The 24384-nt window shown below is 52.0% G+C and carries 13 protein-coding genes; 5 read left to right on the top strand and 8 right to left on the bottom strand.

The features are described 5' to 3' along the window. Positions 1-352 precede the first annotated feature (352 nt). Positions 353-8599 (bottom strand): type I pullulanase, encoded by an 8247-nt coding sequence (gene pulA / locus MKX50_RS02990; RefSeq protein ID WP_339158378.1) that lies wholly within the window; start codon positions 8597-8599, stop codon positions 353-355. A 468-nt stretch (positions 8600-9067) separates the two neighbouring features. Here pulA (MKX50_RS02990) and MKX50_RS02985 point away from each other — a divergent pair, with 468 nt between their 5' ends. The 3 genes from MKX50_RS02985 to MKX50_RS02975 all read left to right on the top strand — a co-directional run bounded on the left by MKX50_RS02985 (position 9068) and on the right by MKX50_RS02975 (position 13254). Continuing rightward, the gene (locus MKX50_RS02985) at positions 9068-10099 is read left to right on the top strand and encodes a LacI family DNA-binding transcriptional regulator (protein WP_155612993.1); all 1032 of its coding nucleotides are present in this window, start codon (positions 9068-9070) and stop codon (positions 10097-10099) included. Positions 10100-10190: 91 nt separating this feature from the next. Beyond that, the gene (gene pgmB, locus MKX50_RS02980) at positions 10191-10853 is read left to right on the top strand and encodes a beta-phosphoglucomutase (RefSeq protein WP_213590982.1); all 663 of its coding nucleotides are present in this window, start codon (positions 10191-10193) and stop codon (positions 10851-10853) included. Between the two features lie 82 nt (positions 10854-10935). Then, on the top strand, positions 10936-13254 hold the full coding sequence (locus MKX50_RS02975) for a glycoside hydrolase family 65 protein (RefSeq protein WP_339158377.1): 2319 nt from the start codon (positions 10936-10938) through the stop codon (positions 13252-13254). Positions 13255-13390: 136 nt separating this feature from the next. Here the strand turns inward: MKX50_RS02975 and MKX50_RS02970 are convergent, their stop codons facing one another. From MKX50_RS02970 to MKX50_RS02955, 4 genes are all read right to left on the bottom strand, one after another. After that, positions 13391-13969: a TIGR00730 family Rossman fold protein gene (locus MKX50_RS02970; protein WP_213590980.1), complete on the bottom strand. Its 579-nt coding sequence runs from the start codon at positions 13967-13969 to the stop codon at positions 13391-13393. A 719-nt stretch (positions 13970-14688) separates the two neighbouring features. Next, positions 14689-16653 carry a type I pullulanase gene (gene pulA, locus MKX50_RS02965; protein WP_339158376.1) on the bottom strand — a complete coding sequence of 655 codons (1965 nt, stop codon included), beginning with the start codon at positions 16651-16653 and terminating at the stop codon, positions 14689-14691. 112 nt (positions 16654-16765) lie between these two features. After that, positions 16766-17677, bottom strand: coding sequence for a LacI family DNA-binding transcriptional regulator (locus tag MKX50_RS02960; RefSeq protein ID WP_339158375.1), 912 nt, complete (start codon positions 17675-17677; stop codon positions 16766-16768). 198 nt (positions 17678-17875) lie between these two features. After that, a complete protein-coding gene (locus tag MKX50_RS02955; protein WP_339158374.1) occupies positions 17876-20026 on the bottom strand; it encodes a DUF6359 domain-containing protein in 2151 nt (716 codons plus the stop codon). 218 nt (positions 20027-20244) lie between these two features. On the opposite strand from MKX50_RS02955, the gene MKX50_RS02950 reads away from it, so the two are divergent. Continuing rightward, the gene (locus MKX50_RS02950; protein WP_213590976.1) at positions 20245-21570 is read left to right on the top strand and encodes a hemolysin family protein; all 1326 of its coding nucleotides are present in this window, start codon (positions 20245-20247) and stop codon (positions 21568-21570) included. A 97-nt stretch (positions 21571-21667) separates the two neighbouring features. Here the strand turns inward: MKX50_RS02950 and MKX50_RS02945 are convergent, their stop codons facing one another. Beyond that, positions 21668-22246: a nitroreductase gene (locus tag MKX50_RS02945; protein ID WP_213590975.1), complete on the bottom strand. Its 579-nt coding sequence runs from the start codon at positions 22244-22246 to the stop codon at positions 21668-21670. A gap of 201 nt (positions 22247-22447) precedes the next feature. On the opposite strand from MKX50_RS02945, the gene MKX50_RS02940 reads away from it, so the two are divergent. After that, positions 22448-23329, top strand: coding sequence for a DMT family transporter (locus MKX50_RS02940; protein WP_213590974.1), 882 nt, complete (start codon positions 22448-22450; stop codon positions 23327-23329). A gap of 128 nt (positions 23330-23457) precedes the next feature. Here MKX50_RS02940 and MKX50_RS02935 read toward each other — a convergent pair whose 3' ends face one another. Beyond that, positions 23458-23808 carry a hypothetical protein gene (locus MKX50_RS02935; RefSeq protein ID WP_339158373.1) on the bottom strand — a complete coding sequence of 117 codons (351 nt, stop codon included), beginning with the start codon at positions 23806-23808 and terminating at the stop codon, positions 23458-23460. A 13-nt stretch (positions 23809-23821) separates the two neighbouring features. Continuing rightward, positions 23822-24376, bottom strand: coding sequence for a hypothetical protein (locus tag MKX50_RS02930; protein WP_339158372.1), 555 nt, complete (start codon positions 24374-24376; stop codon positions 23822-23824). Positions 24377-24384 lie beyond the last annotated feature (8 nt).

The following is a 24384-nucleotide window of genomic DNA, read 5'->3' as shown; positions in this document are numbered from 1 at the left end:
GCTTACGCAGCAAACGGGTGCTACCCTGCGTTGAGTAACATTAGATGCGGGAAGTAACTTTGCGTACAGTCGAGTAACACTAGATCCGGGGAAGTGACTTAACGTTCGGGGAGTAACACTAGCTGATAAAGAAGTAACTTTGCGTTCGGGGAGTAACTTTAGATGCGGGAAAGTGACTTACGTACGGGGAGTAACTTTAGATGCAGGGAAGTAACTTTGCGTACGGGGAGTAACACTAGCTGATAGAAAAGTAACTTTGCGTACGGGGAGTAACTTTAAATGCGAGGAAATTACCTCCACAAAATTAAAAAGACCTTTGGGCGGAACAATCCGCGCCCAAAGGTCTTTTGTGTTATTGCTGCAGCAGCTTCCATATCACTTGTGCGCTTTCGGCACGAGTTAATTGTTCCTTCGGTGCAAAAAGGCCATTCTCCTTGCCTTTCAGCAAACCTAGAGCTGCCGCTTCCGACACTGCCTGCTGCGCCCAAGGGGCAACGCTGTTGCCATCCTTGAATACGGCGAGTACTGACCGGGCAGTTTCCCCAGACGTACTGCGCCCCTCTCCAATGCTATTCACATGGTCAGCAGCGTTAAGTTCATCAGCACCGTCAGCGTTTTGACCGCCCATGACACCATTCAACACGCCGTATGCTCTCATGATCATAGCGGCCATTTCCTCGCGGGTAATAGTATCATTGCTGCCAAACGTGCCGTCCGCACGTCCCTTAACGATACCTGCTGCACTAGCCTTCGCAACCGCGTCAGCATACCATGCGGAAGCAGGAATGTCAGGATAGTTCATGTTAGTCGCAGTCCCCTGCCCCTGTTCCCGATCTGGCGGTTGCTTCGCCCAGAGCTGCTGTTCCGATGCCAACGCTCTGATGAGCATTGCGGTAAATTCCGCTCGCGTTACGCTCGTTGAAGGTGCAAACGCATCCTCTGACACACCCATGACAATTTGCCGTGCCGTCAGCTGTTTGATTACATTACTAGCCCAATGCTCCGATGGAACGTCGCTGAATGTTCTGTCATAGCTTACGAGCGCAAGCTTCCCAAGTGCATTAAGCTTAGCCGACAATCCTGACCCCGACCAGCGGGCTCCTGCATACTGGAGCAGACCGTTATCCCCAAAACGGTAAATGCCCAATACTCCGTGCAGTCCTAATATGGAGCCGGCTGACGCATCATCCGTATTAAAGTGGATATGCAGCGGGGCGGTGAACCTATCGAGCGCCAGCATTTTCCCGTCCCCTGTTACAACATATAGAGACAGTTCATACACTTTTCCTTGTACATTTAGTACAACGCTTTCTTGCCCCTGCTGGGCAATTGCCAGCAGTCTCCGCCCTTCCTCATCCGCTAAAGGCTGGAAGGAGAAAACGATTTGGGCACCACTCACAGCACTTACCAAAGAACCATCCGCTGCCCCATTCGCTGCATCATTCTGCGTGTCTGCCGAAATCAAGTCGATCAGCTGCTTCACGACAGAGGCCGGCACATCTAACGTGAACGGTTCAGTCTTAAATCTCAACGCATTGCTGCCATCCAACGCGGAAGCGTTTGCGGGCAGCCGGATTATGCGTTTGCCCGGTTCGGCAACAATCGTGACTACACCCTTCTCCGCAACCGGACCACTTACAAACTGCACGTCCGCAGGCTGGCCCTTACTATCTTGTCTACCCTTGTCGTTATCGGCACCATCTCCCGCTCCACTCCCGCTGCTGCCGCTGCCGCCCGGCGTCGAAGGAGATGGCCCAGAGCCAGGATCCCCGTTTCCAGGCTCTTGCGGCTTTCCTTTGTCTGGAGCGGACAGCACAATGGTTCCGCCCTGATCCTTGCCAGGAATGACCACGGACACTTTGCCGCCATTTGCCACCTTATACTTGGCCTGGCTGTATTCATCCGTGAGTGTCGTTCCTGCGGCAAAAGGAACCTTAAACTCGGCCGCAGCCTCCTCTGCTCTCGTATTCAACCCCACAATCACCGCCTCTTCTCCAAGCGTCCTGGAGAATACAACATACCCGCTTGCATCCGATCCGCCGAGCTTCGTCCGTGTTCCTTTGGAGAACACCTTCGAATGCTTCGCGCGAATTTGCAGCAGCTTCGTGTAGTGAGTGTGGATATCCATCGCCGCGGCATCAAGGCTGTCTATTTTTCCCCAAGGCATGTCATCCCGATTGTCGTTAAACTCGCCAAGATCCATGTCGCCCGCCGTTCCGCCCGATTGCCCCAATTCCTCACCGTAGTAGATTACCGGCTGGCCCTTGCTTGTCATCTGCAGCGCTGCCGCCACCTTCAGCTTGCCGATGTCGCCGTCCACATAATGCGACAGGAACCCGCTCTCATCGTGGCTGCTCAAAAATTGCCCAAACGTCTTGTCGCTCGCCAGCAATCCGTTCCGCAGCTGCAAGTAAGATTCCACGCTGTCGATCTGGCCGTTCACGAAATCTCTAGCCTTGTCTTTAAATTGAAAATCCAATAATGAATCCATCATGCCGTTCCCCAAAAATCCACCGGTATTGCCCGGGGATGCCCCGAAATATTCGCCGATCAGTTTGAAATCGGGCTTAGTCTTCGTCAGCTCATTCTTGAAAGCCATCCATGTCGTCTCATCGACATGCTTCACCGTATCCACGCGAAAATAGTCAATCGTGTCGCCGCGATCAGTGCGCGCCTTGCTGAGCCAACCGACCTGCCATTCGATCAGCTTATTCCTGACCTCGGCTTCCTCCGTCTTAAAGTCCGGCAGGCCGGCGAGTTCCCCGCGAACCGTGTCCGTTCCGCCGTCCCGCAGCATGCCCGCGAAGCGCTCCTGGTCCTCCGCCGCCGGATAACCTGGAACTCCTGCGCCCTGATCGCCTTGCTTCATGCCGTAACCGGCATGGTTCAGCACCACGTCGACCATGATTTTCATGCCGCGGTCATGAGCCTTGTCAATCAACTCCTTGAAATCGTCGATATCGCCAAGATGCTCATCCATCGTCTCGAAGTTTTTGGCCCAATAACCGTGATAGCCGAATTGCGGCCCATCTTTACCGTAGCGGACATCAAAATCGATGTTATCCACGATTGGCGTAATCCAGATCGTATTGATCCCCAGCTTCTCCAGGTAATCGAGCTTTTCAATAATACCCCGGATATCTCCGCCATGATAGGCTTCCGGTTGAGCTGGGTCATAGCTTCCCGGAATATGATTCGGGTTATCATTGCTTGGGTCGCCGTTATAGAAGCGGTCCGTCAGGAGAAAATAAATCCTCGCCTCATCCCAGTCGAAATCCAGCGGCGAGCTCCCCGTTCTCGCTTTCACTGTAATTTCTGCTTGATCCTGATGCTTGTTGCCATATTCATCAATGACCGTAATCCCGATTGTCTTAGTACCAGCTGCTATATGATCGGCCACGGAGATCGTCCGTTCAAGCAGCAGCGGGTCAATGGCTTCTTTCGCCCCGCCTCCAAGCTGCCGCAAATCCGCATAGGCTTCTCGCAGTTTGACGCCTTCATCCCCAGTTACTTTCAGCGTCAATACTGCATTTTCATGGTAAGCGATAGCTCCGTTCAAGCTGGCCGGGAATATCCCTGCCTGAATATCCAGCTCCGGCTTCCGAAACTCGATGACAGAACGGCCGCCTTCACGCTGCGGATTTTTGTCATCCAAAACGATGGTGTCCTGGCCATTGCGCGTGACCATGAAATCGTAATAATATTTGCCCTGCTCCACATTTTTCAGCGTATAGACAAAATATTCATTTTTCGGATCATAGACCATGTCATAGCTCTGGACATCATGCCCCGAAGACACATTCAGCTTCACGGCGGATATCGTATGCATGGCATCCTGCCGATACAGAGCGTCATCCCGGTAATAGAAAATAATGTTCCCTTCGTTCAACGCCGGCCCGCTCACCTCCGGCACAATTTCAATCTCCATGACCATACTCTGCACATTCACCTTCACGAAGGTCTGTCCGGTTCCGAGCGGGATGCTCCGGTCATCGGGAATATCCTGCTTCGCCGTGCTCCAGTCCGTGCCTTTGCGGACAACAAATCCGACAGAGCCGCTGTCTGGCGCGGTCTCGATATTCGCGACTGCAACGCCGTCCCGGACCGTGAAGTTCACCTGACCGTCGCTCACACCGCCGGTTCCCCAAATCCACAGGTTCCAGTCCTCATAATTCTGATCGGGGCGTGTATAACGGAGCTGTACCGTTTTCTTTTCAAAAGGCAGAACTTTGATTTGCTTCTCAGCCTGAAGTCCGCCGATCCGGGCAGTGATCGTAACCGTTCCCGGTTTCAGCCCCTTGACTTCCCCGGTCCCGCTTACGGTTGCGATGGACGTATCCGAGCTGCTCCAGGCTAACGTCTTGCCTTTCAAAATCTGGCCAAATTGATCCAACAGCGTCGCGTTTACAATCGTTGACTGGGTAGCATAAACCTCACCCGCCCCAGTCAATGTCAGCGCTGTAGGCTGTAATTTGCCAACCTGCACCGTAGCGGCAGCCTGAATCTGGCCGATAGCGGCGGTAATCGTTGCCGTCCCCTCCGCCTTGGCGCTGATCAGACCTCTTTCGCTCACGGTGGCTACCTTGTTATCCGAAGTGCTCCAGACGAGGCCTGCTCCGGCCATGGGGTTGCCCTTCTGGTCGCGGACGATGGCCTTCAGCGAGCGGTTCATGCCTGGTTCCAGCCCTAAGGCAGCAGGAGTCAGCTCAATTTTGCTCACCTCCGGCGAGTACAGCGTCTCTTCGTCGTACAGCACCATCATCGACAATCCGGCAACCTGCACACTGCCGCTTACAGGAGCCCCCAGTTTTGCCGTTCCTGCCGCCCGGTCATTGACAACGATATTCCAGGCTGATCCGCCGGGAAGCTGAACGGTCTGAGCCGTCTTGTTGGCATTGTAAATGACGACAATATTCTTCCAGGTGTCACCGTTTGCATAATCCTTCAATTGAAACGACACGATGCTGCCATCGCTTTTCGTCACCTGCAGATGCTTCGCAATGGCTTCCTTCGAATTCATCCGGAAGGCCGGATGGCTCTTGCGCAGCTCGATCAAGCCCTGATAGTAATCAAATACCCGGCTGAAATTATCCTTGTTGACCCAGCGGATCTGATTGACCGCATCCGGACTCCGATAGCTGTTATGGTCGCCGTACTTGGAGCGCAGCAGCTCATCGCCCGCATGCAGGAACGGCACACCCTGCGAGGTAAGTACAATTCCGTTTGCCAGCAGCGAGCGTCTTACCGTCTCGTTGTCGAACACGTCCTCTCCCGTGCCAACATACTTATGCGGCTGCGCCGCGGCTACCGCGTCCTCGACGCTGCCTCCGCCCTCCAGCACACCGTCTTGAATGTTCAGCATGCCCAGGTCGTTGTCCAGCCCCTGTGTTCTGACGATTTTGTCCCACAGATTCAAATTGTCATGGGCGGTAACGTAATTGATCGCTTCCGAAGGCTTAGCCGCAAAAGAATCCGTCGCCCCCTTAACTCCGGTGACAACGGCGGCCTCCTGGCCAGGCTCGCCCGTAGCGAAGCCTTTGCCCGTGCTGTCGCTATCCCCTTTGATCGCGCCGCGGACATCATCGTTAAACACCGCAAAGCCTTGATTTCTCTGCGAGCCCTTAATCGTCTTCAAGCTCTGCGGCAGTGGCGTGGGCCCCATATCCCATGGCTCTCCATACACGATCAGGCTGGGGTCTACCTCCTGATGCAGCTCGCTTGTCACGTCCTTCATCGTATCAATATCGATCAGACCCATAAGATCGAACCGGAAGCCGTCTACGGCGTACTCCTCGGCCCAATATTTCACGGACTCGCGAATATATTTGCTGACCATCGGGCGCTCCGAGGCCAATTCATTGCCGACTCCCGTGGCATTGGAATACGTCCCGGCGTCCGTCGTCCGATAATAATAGCCTGGGACGATTTTGTTGAAAGGACCGTCTTCAATGGAGAAGGTATGGTTGTATACAACGTCCATCACGACCCCGATGCCTTCGTCATGCAGACTCTGCACCATCTCCTTGAACTCTCGAATTCTCGCCGCAGGATCGCTGGGATCGCTAGAATAAGCTCCTTCGGGGACGTTATAGTTTTGCGGATCGTAGCCCCAATTGTATTTCGGAGCATCGGAGGACGGATCGTCCACCGCCAGCTCGTTCACTGTCTTGAAGTCATAAGCCGGCAGCAGATGTACATGCGTGACTCCAAGCGCTTTTAAGTGATCGGTCCCCGTGGGAAGCCCCTGGGAGGTCTTCGCTCCTCTCTCCGTAAAAGCTTTGTATTTCCCCTTATGCGTCATTCCCGAATCCGGACTGATCGAGAAATCGCGAATATGCAGCTCATACAGCACCGCATCGACAGGCTCCACCAGCTGCGGCTTCTTCTCTGGCGTCCATCCCGCAGGGTTCGTATCTTGAAGATCAATGATGGCGCTGCGCTGCCCGTTCGCCGACACGGCCACCGCATACGGATCTACCGCATAATTGACCGTTCCATCCGCAAACTCGATCTTGTACATATAAAATTGCCCTTTCAAATCGCCGGGCACCGAGCCCGACCAGACGCCGTTTGCCGAACGGTTTAGCAAGTGCTCCGACCCGCCCCCATGATCGGTGACAAGGCCGTTCCCGTCATAATCACCAGCGCCGCTGTACAGCGATACGCTGACTCTGGCTGCGGTAGGCGCCCATACCTTGAACGTGCTGCCTGATTGCGTGTAGGTTAACCCGAGATCGTCTCCGTCGTAGTAGAACGAGGGATCGTCCAGAATTTTGCGCATCGTCACCAAAGTTGGCGCCAAGTGTGCCGTCTCTAGTGTATATTGATGCGTCACGTCGAATTCCTGCGGATCGTTCAATGTAATTTTAAGCTTACGGCCGCTAAGCTTAGCGGCGCTTACGGACAGCTTACGGCTGCCACTCGTAATGTCCGTCAGCTGAACCGTACTCAGATCCGCCTCGGCGATTTCGCTGCTGGCTTCTGCTATCAATGTATCCACGGTGTCAGCCATAACTGCACTGAACTTCGGCGAAGTATCCGGCTTTGCAAAATATACCTTCGGATCGTTCTCCACCATGTACACATCAACAGCGGTCTGGCCAGCGGGCATTTCCACCTTGCGGTCCATCTCCTGTGCGCTCCAGTCATTGCCCGGTACGCTCAAACGCGTCAGAACGCCGATTTTAGGTGAGACGGAGGCATACGTTCCGACCGCAAATCCGTCCGCATCCATACCTGTGAACGAATAACCGCTGCCATCCTTCCCCTCCGGCCAAATCCACATATTCCAGTCGTTTTGCTTGCCGTCGTAACGGAAGTAATGCAAGTTGAAGGTGTACAGCCCAGAAGCTACAGTAACCTCCTTCTCGCTGCGGCTTCCCGCATGCTCGGCAACAATCGTAAAACTAGTCCCCGCCGCATCGTCCGCGATGACCAGCCTGCTCCCGGAAATCGAGATCCCGGCCAATCCGCTCTCCTTCAAGGACCATTGCGGGGACACGTGTTCCGTTGTCCCATCGGGCTGGACAAGCGCAGCCTTCAGCTCCAGGGAGCTTCCCTTGGCGACGGTATCCGGTACCCCGATTTGAATGCCGGGAACATGAACAACAGAATTGCCGTCAAGCTGGAGAGGATTTAGCGGATCGGCAAAATTATCCGCCCACTGCAGGCGGCTCGAATTGAATTTATAAGAATACGAGCCTGGCGCCAAGGCCATCGTGGCCGAGAATACCCCTGCCCCATCCAGCGTCATGGCCTCACTCTGCTCCGGGGACCAGCCGTTCATCGATCCGATGACATACAGCTCGTTTCCTGTATAGGTATTGTTATTAAAGGTCACGCTTCCGTCCCCGTTAATGACTGGGCTGGCCACAATCCGATCGACAACCTTCAGGTCAAGTTGAGTTATGATATCCTCATACACGGCCGATATGACCGTGCTCGCTCCAGCAGCCGCGTGATCGGCAACCTGCACTTTGCCGCCGGCAACCGAAATCTCACCCGGCTGGCTGGACGACCAGACAGCATAGTCCGTGAAATCCAGTGGTGTGCCATCCGCGAGAATTCTAACCGCCCGCAGGTCAAGGGATTGCCCTGTGACCACTTCTCTTCCTGGCGGATGCCCTGCATGATCCCGAACGCTTAAGCTATGAATGGCAGAATTTACGCTGATCCTGGAGACGTTGCGAGGATCGGCGTAGGAAGCACTCCAGTCTCCATCTGCAGTTGAAAATTTATATTCGACGACACCTTTATTCGTGATAAAATCCGTTTTCGGGATAGTGTATGAATACACATTCATTCGGGTTCCATTCTCGGTGTAAGAGCTTACTGCCGTCATTTCTATAAAATGAGCCCAACCCGATGCGGCAAAGTTCCCCACCACGTACAGCTTGCCCGCTTCCGTGATTCCGGTTATGGTTACAGCCCCGTCCGGATGGAACATCAGGCTCGGCTCCTGGTTCTGTACTTCTTGCTGTGAGGCCGTCCATAACTGCGAATTAGCTTGACCGGACGCTTGACTCATTCCAAGCAGGTTAACCAACATCAGCACGGCAAGGCTTAATGCAACGATACGAAATGACCTTTTATAATCCATAAGCAATAGACTCCTTTCCCTGACCATAGAAATTTGTGAACCAGATGATTGCCTTGAAGCTTCAGCTGGATGAACGCCCCCTTTCCACGCCATGTCTCACACCGCTATCCAAAATTTCAATGCGCAAACGTTACCATGAACGATCGGAAATTTCCTGTATGGCTCCCGAGTTTTATGTAAGCGCTATATCTGCAATAACAATATAACTTAAGCGTTTAACTTAATTAAAACGTTTGCATAAGTCGTTTTCTACAGCATTTATGTGCTTTTCTTGGTTTTTCTCCGATTTTCTTTAATTTCCCTTCATATTCAAATCCAGCACTTCTTTTATCCGGATTTCTGAAAAACAGAACTTTTTTAATAAATATGCCGCTGAACATGGTATTTTGTCGGGGATTATCTATTTACTTTCACTAGCCTTTAGATTAAGATTACAGTGTAAAGCAAACGGTTCCACAGGAGGTCATTATGGCTGTAACCATTAAAGACGTTGCAAGAAAGGCCGGAGTATCTCCCTCCACCGTGTCCCGGGTGCTGTCCAATCATCCAAGAATCAGCACGGAGACTTCCCAGAAAGTAAGAGCCATTATGGAGCAGCTTGGCTACCATCCCAACATTATGGCGAAGAGTCTGGTATCGAAGACAACGAACAGCATATGCATCATGCTTCCGAAATCGGCTGAAGAATTGTTCTCGAATTATTTCTTTATGGAATTGATCCGCGGCATCGTCACCCAGGCAAGCCGTTTGGGATATGATGTACTCATCAGCTCGGGAGCCAATGAGAAGGAGGAAGTCGAAGGCGTCTCCAGATTGCTTAACGGACGCAGAGTCGATGGGGTCATTCTGCTCTACTCCAGAACGGACGATCCGGTCATCGATTTCCTGGAAGAGCATGGCCATCCCTTCGTCCTCATCGGGCGGAGCGACAAATATCCCGACATTCTGTCCGTAGACACCGACAACGTTCAAGCATCCTATGATGCAACGAAGCACCTGATTTCGCTTGGACATGAACGGATCGGCTTTGTCAGCGGCCCGCCGGAGCTTGTCGTCTCGAAGGATCGGCTGAAAGGCTATATGAAAGCCCTTGCTGACGCTGGACTGGAATCCCGCCCTGAATGGATCGTTGAAGGAGAATTTCTGCAGGAAAGCGGCTACCGGGCCATGTCGTTCTTCATGAATCTTCCGAATCGGCCGACTGCCCTCGTCTTGATCGATGATGTCGTCGCCTTCGGTATTTTGCGCGGCCTGCATGAGCTTAACTATAAAGTGCCCGAAGATTTGTGCCTGGTGAGCTTTAACAATATACCTTTGTCCGAATTATCGACCCCGCCGCTGAGCAGTGTGGATATCGGCATCTACAACTTGGGATATACCGCTTCCCAGATACTGATCCAGTCGATCAAGAATAATCAGGACGCCTCCTACCAGAAGCGTCAGATCATTCCGCATCGATTGATGATCCGTGAATCATCCATCCATTCCGTCCGCCCGTAAGCGGGGAATGATGAAGAAATAATTGAAGCCCTGCTGCTTCATTTATTTTTTAATCTTTTGTTCAAACGTTTGCGCTAAAGGAGGAGAGGTTGTGACCTCAATCAAAGCATGTCTTTTCGACCTGGACGGCGTCCTCGTCGATACTGCCAAGTACCATTATCTGGCCTGGAAACGGCTCGCGGAAGAGCTCGGATTCACGTTCACCGAACAGGATAACGAGAAACTGAAGGGCGTCAGCCGTATGGCATCCCTGGACATTCTGCTCAGCGTTGGCGGCCTGCAGTTCGATAACGCCAAAAAATACGAGCTTGCCGAGCGGAAAAATAACTGGTACTTCGAATCCATTTCCAAAATGGATCATACGGAAATATTGCCAGGGGCGCTGAATTTTCTTAAAGCCTGCCGGGAGAACGGGCTGAAGACGGCGCTCGGGTCGGCCAGCAAGAATGCCATGACCATTCTTGACAATACCGGCCTTACCCCGTATTTCGATGCAATCATCGATGGAACACGCACGACGAATGCCAAACCCGATCCGGAGGTATTCCTGCTTGGAGCGGCAGCCCTCTCCGTCCCGCCGGAGCAATGCATTGTCTTTGAAGATGCCGAAGCCGGGGTGGAAGCAGCGCATCGGGCCGGGATGAGCTGCGTTGGCATCGGCTCGCCCGCAACGCTGGGCCAGGCCGAGCTGGTCGTATCTTCGCTTCAGGAAATGACGATAGAACGCCTTAAGGAGCTGAGCCTCGCCCGTTAGATCAGCCTGCTTCAGCCGCCTTACTCGTCCGTATGTAAGTGTAATTGTTACTTCATCATATGATTAAAGGAGTCTGGTTATCGTGAGACAATATCTTAAAATCAATGAATGGTCGATTATCGAGGAGTCCTTCGATCCATCAACGCATGAAATATCCGAAAGCATATTCAGCATCGGCAACGGATTTATGGGCCAACGCGCCAACTTCGAAGAGAAATACAGCGGCTCATCCCTGCAAGGCAGCTACATGGCCGGGGTCTATTACCCGGACAAGACGCGTGTCGGCTGGTGGAAAAACGGATATCCCGAATATTTCGCCAAAGTGCTGAACAGTACGAACTGGATTGGAATCAACGTATTCCTTGATGGCATCGAACTCGATCTTGCTAAATGCAAAGTCAGCGATTTCGTTCGCGAGTTGAACATGAAGGAAGGCACCTTATCCCGCCGCTTCAAAGCGGAGCTTGAGGATGGCAAGCAAGTTCAGGTAGAGGCGCTGCGTTTTGTCAGCATGGCCCGCCATGAGATCGGAGCGATTCGCTATGCGATTACACCGCTGAACTTTAGCGGTACGATCCGCCTAGTACCTTACCTCGATGGGGATGTGCAGAATAAGGACTCGAACTACGACGAGAAATTCTGGCTGGAAGTAGAAAAAGCGGCGGCAGCGGACATTTCCTACCTGACGCTAAAGACGAAGAAGCTCGATTTCCATGTCACCTCGGTGATGGCATTTGATGTTTTCAAAGACGGAAACAAGCTGGAATTCGCCCCGTCCCTGAAGGAACGCGAGAAATTCGTTTCCAGTGAAGTGGCCGTCGAGGCAGCCGCTGGTGAACAGATCACTTTGTACAAATATGTAGCTAACGTTACTTCCCGCAACCATGGTCTAGGGCAGCTGGTAGAGGCCGGTACGAAATCGCTGACCGCGGCCAAGGAAGCCGGGTTCGACACGCTGCTTCGCGAACAGGTCGATACCTGGGCCGCGAAATGGAGCGAAAGCGACATTATTATCGAAGGCGACGAGTCCGCGCAGCAGGCGATTCGCTTCAATATTTTCCAATTGAATCAGACCTATACCGGCGATGACGACCGTCTGAATATCGGGCCTAAGGGCTTTACAGGTGAAAAATACGGCGGCAGCACCTATTGGGATACGGAAGCCTACTGCCTGCCGTTCTACCTCAGCACGGCGGATTCCAGCATTGCCCGCAACCTGCTCATCTACCGCTACAAGCATCTGGAGAAGGCGAAGGAAAACGCCCGCAAGCTTGGCTTTGCCAAAGGCGCCCTCTATCCGATGGTAACGATGAACGGCGAGGAATGTCATAACGAGTGGGAAATTACGTTCGAGGAAATCCACCGCAACGGAGCAATCGCGTACGCGATTTACAACTATGTCAACTATACCGGGGATAAATCGTATCTCGGCCAATACGGTCTTGAGGTGCTCGTGGAAATTTCCCGCTTCTGGGAAGAGCGCGTCAATTTCTCCAAGGACAAGGGCAAGTATGTCATGCTCGGCGTCACGGGGCCAAACGAATACGAGAACAACGTCAACAACAACTGGTACACGAATCGGATTGCTGTCTGGACGCTGGAATATACCCAGGAAGTTATGAACTATCTGAAGGAGCATGAACAGGCCCGTTATGCAGAGCTTGTCAGCAAGCTGGAGCTGAAGGACGAGGAGATCGCCAAGTGGAACGAAATTATCGATAATATGTACTATCCATACGATGAGAAGCGCGGCGTCTTCCTGCAGCAGGACGGCTTCCTCGACAAGGAGATTATCCCGGTCAAAGACCTGAAGCCAGAGGACCTGCCGCTGAACCAGAACTGGTCCTGGGACCGGATTCTCCGCTCCTGCTTCATCAAACAGGCCGACGTGCTGCAGGGGATTTATTTCCTGGGCGACCAGTTCGACCTGGAAACCAAAAAACGCAATTTCGATTTCTATGAGCCGCTGACCGTGCACGAGTCTTCCCTGTCGCCATGTCTCCATGCGATCATCGCTTGTGAGCTGGGCTACCAGGAGAAGGCTTACGAAATGTACCTGCGCACCGCGCGCCTGGATCTCGATAATTACAATAACGACACCGAGGACGGCCTGCACATCACGAGCATGGCTGGCACATGGATGTCCGTCGTTCAAGGCTTCGGCGGCTTGAAGGTAAAAGACGGAGCGCTGCAGCTGCATCCATTCGTCCCTTCCCATTGGACCGCCTTCTCGTTCAAGGTCATGTTCCGGGGAGCCCGCCTGAACGTCAGCGTAACCGAAGACAGCATCACGGTCACCAACGAAACCGAGACGCCGGCAGCGATCGTCATTTACGACCGGAGCTACACGATCGGCGGCCTGGGCGAAGTCCAGTATGCAAGATCGTCCGTGAGAGTTTAAGCTATCATGAAGCCAAAAAGCGTCCCCTCAGCCATAGCGGCTAGGGACGCTTTTTTCGTGTTTGTGCGCGTGTAGATGCGCAGGATTCAAGACTAGCTATTCCCCGCCGCAGCTCTTTCATTGCCTCCAAAGCGGCTTAAACGAGTTCCTTCCACTTTTTCTCCAGCACCTGCGGCTGGTAGGATTCCATCAACTGCAATAATTCGGCAGGATCCGGGGAGATATTAATCAAACTCAGGTGAGAAGAATTGGAGAAGCCCTCTTGAATGCTGTGCTCGACCATTTGAAGCAGCGGGTCGTAGAAGCCGCGAACATTCAGGAGGCCAACCGGCTTCTTATGGATGCCGATTTGGGACCAGCACAGCACCTCGAACAATTCCTCATAGGTTCCAAAGCCGCCGGGCAGCGCAATGAAGCCGTCGGCCAGCTCCCCCATTTTTGCTTTTCGGGCATGCATGCCGTCCACTTCAATTAGCTCAGTCAGTTCCCGATGCACCATCTCGCCTGCAAACAATCCCGATGGCATGACACCGATCACCTCTCCGCCGGCAGCCATTGCCGCATTGGCCGCTTCTCCCATCAGCCCGATCCTCGATCCGCCATACACCAGACGGTACTGCTGCTCGGCCAAATGGCGCCCCAGTTGTCCAGCAGCCTGCTTATAGTCTTCATGCGCACCTAAATTCGAGCCTGCAAAGACACAGATCGTTTTCATCCCATCATCTCCTAATTTCTGAATGTGCAATTTATATGAATTGCAGTCATCTTTATTACTATATTTTGCACAACAATTATTTTCAATATGATGCCGGGTTGATAACGGACTGTTAATGTTTGTTTCATTCATTTAGCACTTTGATTGCTGGGCCGGTGGTTTGTTAGAAATTGTTTGAGATTGCTATAACATTTATGGATGGCGGCCATCCAGCTCCTGGTTTAGTTTTACTAGGCCATTTAGAAACTAAATGTATTGTATACAGCTAGTTAAGCTTTTTTATCAAAAAATCATGCGCTAAATGTAATACATGCAGTTAGTTGGCCTAAATGGAGCTAATTCGCCGAAATAGCCTAAAACTAAATGTAGGTTTTGCAGTTAGTTCCCTCCAACACGGTTAAAACCGATGAACTAACTGCATGAATTACATCTAGATACCAGCTGATCCTTGCCATCTAGGAACCGCCATAATTCAGCCGTCTAATCTACTTGGAAGGAAAAATTCCAGTTCAACTAAGATGCCGCAAGGAAAGTGCAGTATTTCCTCGTACTTCACCAAAAATAACTGGATACCGGGAATTTCCCCTGCACTTTCGCATTCAATGGACATCAGCATCTATAAAGAGAAGGTATTCCTGCATTATTGCAATCTTTCTTAGCCAAAGAAGCTTTCGACGACGCTTTATTTGCTTTACCTGCTTTACCTGCTTTACCCATCATTACTCCGCAACCGTAAGGACAACCATGCCGAGGCCATGCACCTCTAATCGTTGGCCCTCCAGCGCGGCGATATGCTCGCCTCCGAAGCGGATCGTCCATTTCCCGAGCTCAGGCAAATTCAAAAGAAGGGATTCCTCCATGCCCTTGTACAGCACATAAATATGCTTGGCAGCATCTCCGCCCGCATGATTGCGCAGCGTATAGGCTACGCAATGCTCCGGCGCCGGCTCAAAACGCAGATGCTCGCGAATTTGATCCGCACTACGCAGACGGAACGCCGGATGGCTCTTGCGCAGGGCAATCAGCTCCCTCATATAGGCTACGTCATTTTGCCGTGCGGCGCAGCGTTCCCAATCCAGCCAGTTCACCTCGATCGGGGATTTGTAGCTGTTCTCTTCCCCGTCCTTCGTTCTCATGAATTCCTGTCCTGCATGCAGGAATGGAATGCCTTGGCTCGTCAGGATCATTGCCGAAGCCAGCCGATGCATGCCACGGTGGAGCTCTTCGGGCTCGCCTGCGGCCGAGAGGACGATTTTATCCCATAAGGTATGGTTATCATGACATTCGACGTAATTTACGGATTGGCCCGGCTCATTCGCAAAATTGCGGATATCCCTGTCATAGTCAACGGCACCGACGATTCCCTCCCGAATGAGTCCTTCGTAGCCGGCACCGCCGCTGACAAAACCTTTCTGGTCAGCATAGAAAATGCTTCCCTTGATTGCATCGCGGTAATCATCGTTGAAGTGCCCGATTCCCGGGAGCTTGGCGGCATTGTTCTGATGAGCCCTGTGCTCATCCGGCAGCACCGTGTCCATCACCCAGCCCTCCCCGATCGTGATGATCGCAGGATCGAGCTCATCCAGCCGCCTCCGAATCTCGTTCATCGTCTCGATGTCCATCAAACCCATAAGATCGAACCGGAAGCCGTCCATATGATACTCCTTCGCCCAGTGCAGTACCGAATCAACGATGAACCTCCGCATCATCGGCCGTTCTGAAGCGCATTCGTTGCCGCAGAACGAGCCGTCCGACAGCGTGCCATCCTCCTTGTAGCGCAAATAGTATCCCGGCACAAGCTTGGTGAAATTGATCAAGTACCAATCGTAGACATGATTGTAGACGACATCCATAATGACCCGGAGCCCGCGCTCATGCAGGGCTTGAATGGTCCGCTTCAGCTCAGTGATGCGCAAGCCCGGCACATAGGGATCGGTAGCATAAGATCCCTCGGGCACGTTGTAGTTCTTGGGGTCATATCCCCAATTGTACTGCGGCTGGTCGAGCCTCGTCTCGTCCACACTTTCGGTGGCATAATCATAGACAGGCAGGAGCTGAACATGTGTGACGCCAAGCGCAGCAATATGATCCAAGCCTGTCAAAATGCCATTCGGCCCCCGAGTCCCGCTTTCCGCAAGTCCAAGGAATTTTCCTTTATGTGCAATCCCGCTGTGAGGATGACTGGACAGATCCTTGACATGCAGCTCGTAAATCACCGCATCGACCGCAGCCTCGAAAGGCGGTTTACGGTCATCTTCCCACCGTTCCGGGTCTGTGCGCTGCAAATCCATGACCACCGCCCGGTCCCCGTTTACACCAACGGCCTTGGCATATGGATCAGCCGCTTCGTTCCAATCCTGCCCGACCTTGACGCGGTACGTATAGTAACGCCCCAGATAATCCCCCTGCGCGGCCAGCAGCCAGGTGCCCTGAATATCGCGATTCATAGGGAGGATCTGAGCGGGCTTCTCCTCATTCCATGATTCATAGAAAACGACCTCCGCCTCCGAAGCCGTCGGCGCCCATAACCGGAACCTGGTCTCCCTGGACGTGTACACGGCACCCAGGTCATCCCCGCCGTAATAGAACTTTTCATCAAACCGTTTATCAAAGACGGATATTCCTTCAGTTACCGCAAGATCGCCATAATCGACGACTACGTCATGCTCCCGTTGTACCGCCAATTGATTCACTCCAATCGCGAAATATCGTGTGTAAACTTAAGCGCTTAAGTGACTATTTGAGCGGGATTATATCACCGATCATTCACGAGTGTCAATCCGCTGGTGAAGTCGCTCATTCAGGAGGTACATAACTATAATCTTCAATTTCATCATATTCCTTGCGCAGCAGCTTCTCCATAACAGCAATAGACATTTGGGCTTTAACCCCGTTATCGAACACGATGCGCCGGACTCCGCTTGGCAGCAAATACTCCGCCCCCGCATTGGCAAGCACGATCATATCCTCAGCCCGCATATAGGGCGCTGCCATGACCGCCAATAACTCATTTGCAAAAATCCCCGGCAACCCTGGACGGGCAAGAACGTACTGCTCCAATCCTTCCCGCGTATCCATCTGATATACATGATCCGGGCGAAACGTTTCCGTTAAGGCCTGTTCCATTCCGGCATTATTAAACTTCCCTGTCACGAGGAAAGGCTCCAGGCTTTTGCCTAGCATTTCCCTGGCCAGCCGGATCGCGGATCGATAATCAGGGACTACCTTCCGGAACATCGTATCCTCGATATAGCTGTCGATAACTATGATTGGCACGGTAAATTTGCGTGAAATGTTGAAAAAACGCTCCTCCGGCACATCGATCAGGAATAACGCATCGAGTGTTCTTTTTAGAATGATATCCAGCTCTACCTGAGAGCTATCCGTACCAGCCACGATCACGTCATAGCCCCGCTCATTGAGCAGTTCCTGCAGCCGCATCGTCAAATCGTGATACCTGCTCTTGCGCCACGGCTGATCATCGTTATCTTTAAGCGTGACGATGGCGACGAGCTTGGAAGAAGTATTCCCGACCAGGCTGCGAGCGGCCATGTTGGGAACATATTGAAGCTGCTGAGCAATGCCGAGAATCCGCTGCCGGGTTTCCTCGCTTATTTTTTGCTTCGTATTATTGTTGAGCACATAGGAAACCGTGGCCAAGGAGACCTGGGCTGCCTCGGCGATATCCTTCATCGTTACCTTGTTCATTTCTCGTTCCCCCACCAGATTACTGTTGGCTGTTGTTCATAATTCCATCATATCCGAATGGCGCACCAGGCACAAAGCGGGAGAAACCGCCTCCCGGCAGCAATGGAAAATAAGAGCAGCCCTTAGCAGGGCTGCCCATTGCTTGCCATATTCAGCTTCAAATTCACGTATACTCACGGAAATGTTCACTTATGAACGTTACGCCGCATGCAGTGCAATATGGCCAAGCAAACGATCAAACCATACCGACCGATGCGCGGCAACCACCGGTTCGTTGAGCGGAAGGATGCTCACCTGAGGGAGCGGCTGCGCACTTACGTTAGCGATCGTTACCGTCTTCGTGAGTACGTTGGCGCTATCCTGCTTCAAGCGCAGGTTCGCAGCACCCGCCTGGTTCGGTTTAAGCTGGACGATCAGGTCCTTCGAAGCCTTGCCCTGCGCATTGGCCGTCAGGGAAAAGCTCGGGCTGTACCCGTAAGCGGACCACGAGCCGTCGCTATTTTTGAACCGGGCAATCTGCTCGCCGCCGCTAAGATATATTCCCACCGCAAGACCGGTTACCGTCTGCCCCGGGTTCAAGCCATCGGCGGTCAAGCGGATTGTAAATTCCTGCGCGCTCGGCAGCTGGGATTGGTGGACGAAGGCATACACCGGCTCGGCCGCTGGCGGCTGCGAAGAGCCGTAAGATCCCGGCTTGAAGGTGGATGGATCATACCATTTGTAGCCCGCGGCCGGCGCAGACCAAGGCTCGGGCATCGGTTCCGTCGAAGCCGCTGGCATCTCGTCCGCACGCAGCACTGTCGGCGTATCAAGGACAAGTCCGGATACCTCGCTTAGGGAAGTGTAGTTTTCCTTATGGGCGAGCCATTTCACGGTCTGGATGAGAAACAGCCCGTCATCCACTTCCTTGAAGCCGTCATACGTCGTCTTCTTCGCTCCATTCTCCTCGCGGACGTATTTTGGCGTAGCATCCTCAACGGGCGAGGAATCGCCGATGAACGCCGCTTTGCCAAGTCCGATTTTGGCGATGGCCGCATACGGTCCTTCGGCCCGGCCGCCGCCGTTATAGACGCCGCTGTCCACGGCGCTTCCCCACTTCGGCACACCGGACGGAACATATACGATTCCCTTGGCCTTCGCGGGATCGATAATCGCCAGCGTTGAACCGGCATGCATGGCGACTGCGCTTACGCCCGATGTAATCCCGAATGACTGGGACGGAACGACAATATCAGTTGCATTCACGTCGCCAAGCGCATTATAGCGGAAGCGCACGCCAAAATGATTGGCAAGCCAGTCCGAGCTTGTCACGTTCTGCATCGCCGGGGAGGACGCTTCTTCCGTGCTCATGCCCTTGGCCGGCAGCCCGTAGGCGCCCCGGCGGTAGCCGTTGAATACCTCGGAGGAATCCCAGCGGTTCTTGTTGCGGTCAGCATTGTAGTGGTCTGCGATGAAGAACACGGCGCCTCCATCTTGAACGTACTGAACGATCGCATCCTGCTCCGCGGTCTTGAAAGGGATATTCGCTTCAGGAATGACGAAGACGTCATAATCTTTAAGACGGTTGTACGTAATGGCCGGAGTATCGAATCGGTGAGGAGCCGTGCGCTCCAGCGACTCTACTGCAAACCCTGCCGCACGCAGCCCATCGGCAAAATCGGAAAACGCCCCGTCGATAATCCAATCGGCAGCCCCTGCCGTCTGGGCATGAGCGTTGTCGAAGAGCACTCTTTTGCCCGTGCCGTCCGGCAGCGCCGGATTCGCTCCGCCCCCAGGCTGGCCTGGCTGTGTTTCGCCTGGATTTGGCTGCCCTTCAGCATCTGCCAGCTGAATTGCGGACACGCTCTTAAGTCCAGCAAAGCTGTTATAAGCCGCAAGAGTACCCGTTACATTTACGCGCTGCCCGATCAGTCCCGGATTGCTCTGCAGCCCGAACTGGTCTCTGAGGCCGGCGGGGATTTGCACATCAATCAGCTTGGCGGAACTGCGCTCAGCCGGACTATCGGAAATCAAAAAATTGTAGTCATTCGCGAAAGGACTCTGGAACTTAGCTGTCAGCGAGCCGGTAGCATGTCCAACAATATAGCCGGAGACCTGCACGGATTCCCCGTTATTTCCTTTAGCAATCGCGTCAGCTACAGCAAGAGGCACAGCTGCTGCTTGAATATCAGCGCTAGCAGTGTCTGCCGCATTCCAAGGGCTTGTCTCCTGGCTGGCCTGAAGCAGAATTTCCTGTGCGTTTTCTTGTGCGCTTGCTCCTGCAAACGGAGCTAAGCCCGCCAGCATGGTTGCCGCAATCGCACCTGTAACTATCCGATTCAGCCACTTTCTTGCCCATTTTTTCCTCATCCGTAATCGATTCCTCCTTCGCCTTCATTTCTTGGATTACATTTCCATCTTACATACGAAGGAACTCCTCACAATGGGTTTATTGTAAAGTTTTTGTAAAATATCACCGTTCGCCAACTTGTGGCTAAAATGTGTCATATATTAGCTTTCCAGTTGAGCATGCTATATAATTAATAGTATTTCATATATTTTATTTCATGAAGGAGTAGATGAATCGAATGGATAGTGACAGGCTTTTGGTACTAAACTTGGTGCTGGTCGCCATACTAATCGGGTTTACAGCGTTTTTCGTAGCCGTGGAGTTTGCCATCGTGCGGGTACGGGCAAGTCGGGTGGATCAAATGATATCCGAAGGAAGCAAGAATGCTCTCTCGGTCAAACAAGTGACTAGCAATCTGGATGGTTACTTGTCGGCTTGCCAATTGGGAATTACGATTACAGCGCTCGGACTTGGCTGGTTAGGGGAACCGACAGTGGAGAAAATACTTCACCCGCTGTTCCATAGTTTAAATGTACCTGAAGCAGTAAGCAGCGTTATTTCATTTATCATCGCTTTTGCCGTAATTACTTATCTTCACGTTGTTGTGGGGGAATTGGCTCCAAAGACGATTGCCATCCGCAGAGCAGAGCAGGTTGCTTTGCTTACAGCAAAACCACTGATTATTTTCACCAAGATTATGCACCCTTTCATTTGGGCGCTCAACGGATCTGCGCTTCAGCTCGTACGCCTGTTCGGAATCAAGCCTGCCAGCGAGCATGAAGAAGCTCACTCCGAGGAAGAGCTGCAGATTATCATTAATGAAAGCTTCGAGAGCGGTAAAATCAATCAAAGCGAATACGGGTACGTGAACCGGATTTTTGCTTTTGATAATATGTTAGCCAAAGAAATTATGGTTCCGCGCACCGATATGGTGTGCTTATATACAGACAAGACCCGGGAAGAGAACCTGGGGATCATCAAAGAACAGCAGTATACCCGCTTTCCTGTTGTCGAGGGGCATAAGGATAATATCGTGGGGATCATCAATACGAAGCAATTCTTCCTCGCGTACGAGGATAACCCGAACCTGGAGATTTCCTCGATTCTGCAGCCGGTCATGGCCGTGTCTGAGGTTACCCCGGTCAATGAGCTGTTAAAAAGAATGCAGCATGAAGGTACCCATATCGCGATACTAATCGATGAATACGGAGGCACGGCCGGGCTGATCACCATCGAGGACATTCTCGAGGAAATCGTCGGAGAAATCCGCGATGAGTTCGATAAGGAAGAAGAACAGCCGATCGTTCATCTGGATGAGTATCATGTCGTGGTGGACGGCAAAGTCACGATTAATCAGATTAACGACATTATGCTGACCGAGCTGAATACCGAGGATGTCGATACGATCGGCGGCTGGTTATACGGGATGAATCCAGAAATGAATGAAGACGACACGTTCGAGCACCAGGGGCTGATCTTCAAGCTGCTGGAGAAGGAGCCGCACCGCTTCAGAAAGCTGGAAATCATCAAGCAGGTCCCTGAGCCTCAGGAAATCGAAGAGTAAGAAAAAAAAGAACCTCAATCCCGAGAGAAGCCTTTCGTAGATTGAGGTTCTTTCTGTTTGTAAATGAGCAGAAGGGAGGGCGCCTCTCCTCCCTCACCTACTCTTCATCGCCGATCCAGACGGTTTTGCTGCGGAAGTCCTCTCTTTTCCCTTTCAGCTCGCCCATATCGGAAACGCCGAGATAAATGAAACCCAGCATTTTATCCTGCTCTCGGAGACCAAAGGCTTCGTTCACGATGCGGTGGTAACAAGGTTCGCCGGTTCTCCATACCGCTCCCAGCCCTAAACTGTGCGCCGCGAGCAGCATGTTCTGTATTGCGGCAAATACGGCTCCGTATTCCTCCAGCTCGATCACGCCCGGCTTATCGGTGGGAGTTACAGCTGCGGCAATGATGACAGGGGCGCGAAAGGCCTTGGCCAGAGCTTTATCCAACGCCTCCTGCGACTCAGGCGAATCGGGATTCTCCATGCCCTCCCGCATGATGTCGGCCAGCGCCTGGCCCAGCTGCTCCCGGCCCTTGCCTCTGAGCACGAAAAATTTCCACGGCTCGGTGTGTCTATGATTCGGCGCCCAGACTCCAGCCTCTAAAATTTGCTCGATCGTCTCTACAGGAATTTTATCCTGCTTGACCTTTCCAATACTTCTTCGCGTATGAATAGCCTCTATTACGTCCATTGCTCGTTTCCCTCCTCCTTTTAATTTCCATTCTAACATCCTAGACCGCCAGGGAACATCTTTACGCCTCGCTCCTATATAAAAAATCTATCCATTCTCGCAAATGATCGTATAATAGATTGTTGTGGAACTACGCTCAACGAAGCTAGCGACTCCATCCATACCTGCCACCATGACGCATCTTAGAAGGGAGTTAAATACATGTCTGGCCGTCAACGTACCGGGGGCGCCTATGAAATCTTCTTTATCCTCGGCATCATTGCTATCTCTTTCTCGGCCATCTTTATTCGCTGGTCGAATGCGGAGGCATCCGTTGTTGCGATGTACCGCTTGCTTATTACCAATTTAATCCTGATGCCATTCGCCTGGCGACACAGGCATGAAATGCTGCGGCTGAAGCCGAAACAATGGGGACTGCTTGCCGCTTCGGGCCTACTGCTAGGGCTTCATTTTCTGCTGTGGATGAATTCGCTGCGGTATACCAGCGTGGCAAGCTCTACGGTCATCCTTACGCTGCAGCCCGTGCTCGTCATGCTCGGCTCCATCTGGCTATTCAAGGAGAGAATCAACCGAATGATGCTGCTCGGCATGGGCATAGCAGTGGTCGGCTCCATCCTCATTGGCTCGGGCGACTTTCGTCTGTCGGGATCAGCCCTGTACGGGGATATTCTCTCGCTGCTGGGCACGCTGGCGATCTCCGTTAATATGCTGGTCGGCCAGCACTTGCGCAAGGATCTGGCTGCCCTGCCGTATAATTTCTGGATGTTCTTCATGGCCGCTTGTTCCCTGGGCTGCTACAACCTTGCAATGGGTTATCCATTTACCGGTTATCCTATGAAAGAGTGGGGAATTTTCTTCCTATTATCCGTTGTGTCCACCCTGTTTGGCCACTACCTGTTTAACTGGCTGCTGAAGTATATGAATGCTACCACGGTTTCCATGGCCATTCTGGGCGAACCAATCTGCGCCTCCCTGCTCGCTCTGGTGCTCCTGGGTGAAATGCTGACTGGATTGCAGCTATTTTCCGGATTGATTATCATAGCCGGCGTCTGGGTCTTCATGCGCCATCGGCAAGCGAGGTGACATAACCTCGCTAGCGAGGTGCCGCCAAATTGAACATTCACATCTCATCCGTATCTAAAAACGTCCCGGTTCTAGAACACTCGCTTCTTAGACCGGGACGCATGTTTTGATGTAAAAGACTCTGCTATTCATTTCTTGCGCTTCCTTAATCCAATCAGCCTCGTTCGCAGCATGTAGTAGGCCATCGCTATGAGCAACAAACCGCCCATCTCTAAAACCAGGGTTAATCCGTCCGTGCGAGCTATGGTTCCAAATGCCACCTGCTGCTGTAAATGCTCTACTGATGCATAGTTATTAATAACATCTGGGACGTAATTTCTGGTCAACAGCGCCCCTTGCACGACCTGAAAGCCGACCACACCTGCCAAGATGAGGACGACAAAAATTATAGATTCAATGAGCGCCCGCTTGTTTAGCTTATTTAGGTTGTTTCGCTTGTTTAAGTCCATTTTCTGCTCCTTGTTCCATCCCTTTCTCATAAGATAATACAACTTATTCCGCCTGGATTTTTACTACTTTAGTCCAGCCCAAATCCTGTCCAAATATTCCTTTCTCTTTATGAACATATACCAGGTACATATCTTCAAGAGAATTAAAATTATCATTTGCTTCAAAATACATTTTTAATTTGTGTTTCCCTTGTTCTGGAGGACTCCAAAACCCGATAAAATCCAAGTAACCATTATCATAATTCATCTGAGAAATATTGTGCTTATGCAGCGCATCTGCAACCTTTACCTCGTCGTCCCCTGCACTTCCTATACTGCTCGGTCTAAAAAAGCCCTCATCCTCTTTAGCATCGAAAGACATAGAATGCAATCCTGAAATATATGGGTATATCATATGCTGACTGTACTTTCTTTTGTCGATATAAACCTCAAGCAAATAATCTTTGTAGTCCATGTTCGGGTTAGAATTGGGCTTTAATACAGCCTCGATAAAGATATCTTCCGGAACTGTTTCATTTTTATCCCATTTATTGTAGACGTAGTAAGCTGCAAACAATAGAACGGCACTACTAATGATAATAAAATACCATCTTCTCAACACTTCAC

Source organism: Paenibacillus sp. FSL W8-0186 (assembly GCF_037969765.1).
In the GTDB taxonomy this organism is placed as follows: domain Bacteria; phylum Bacillota; class Bacilli; order Paenibacillales; family Paenibacillaceae; genus Fontibacillus; species Fontibacillus woosongensis.
This window is presented reverse-complemented; position numbering and strand designations above follow the sequence as displayed.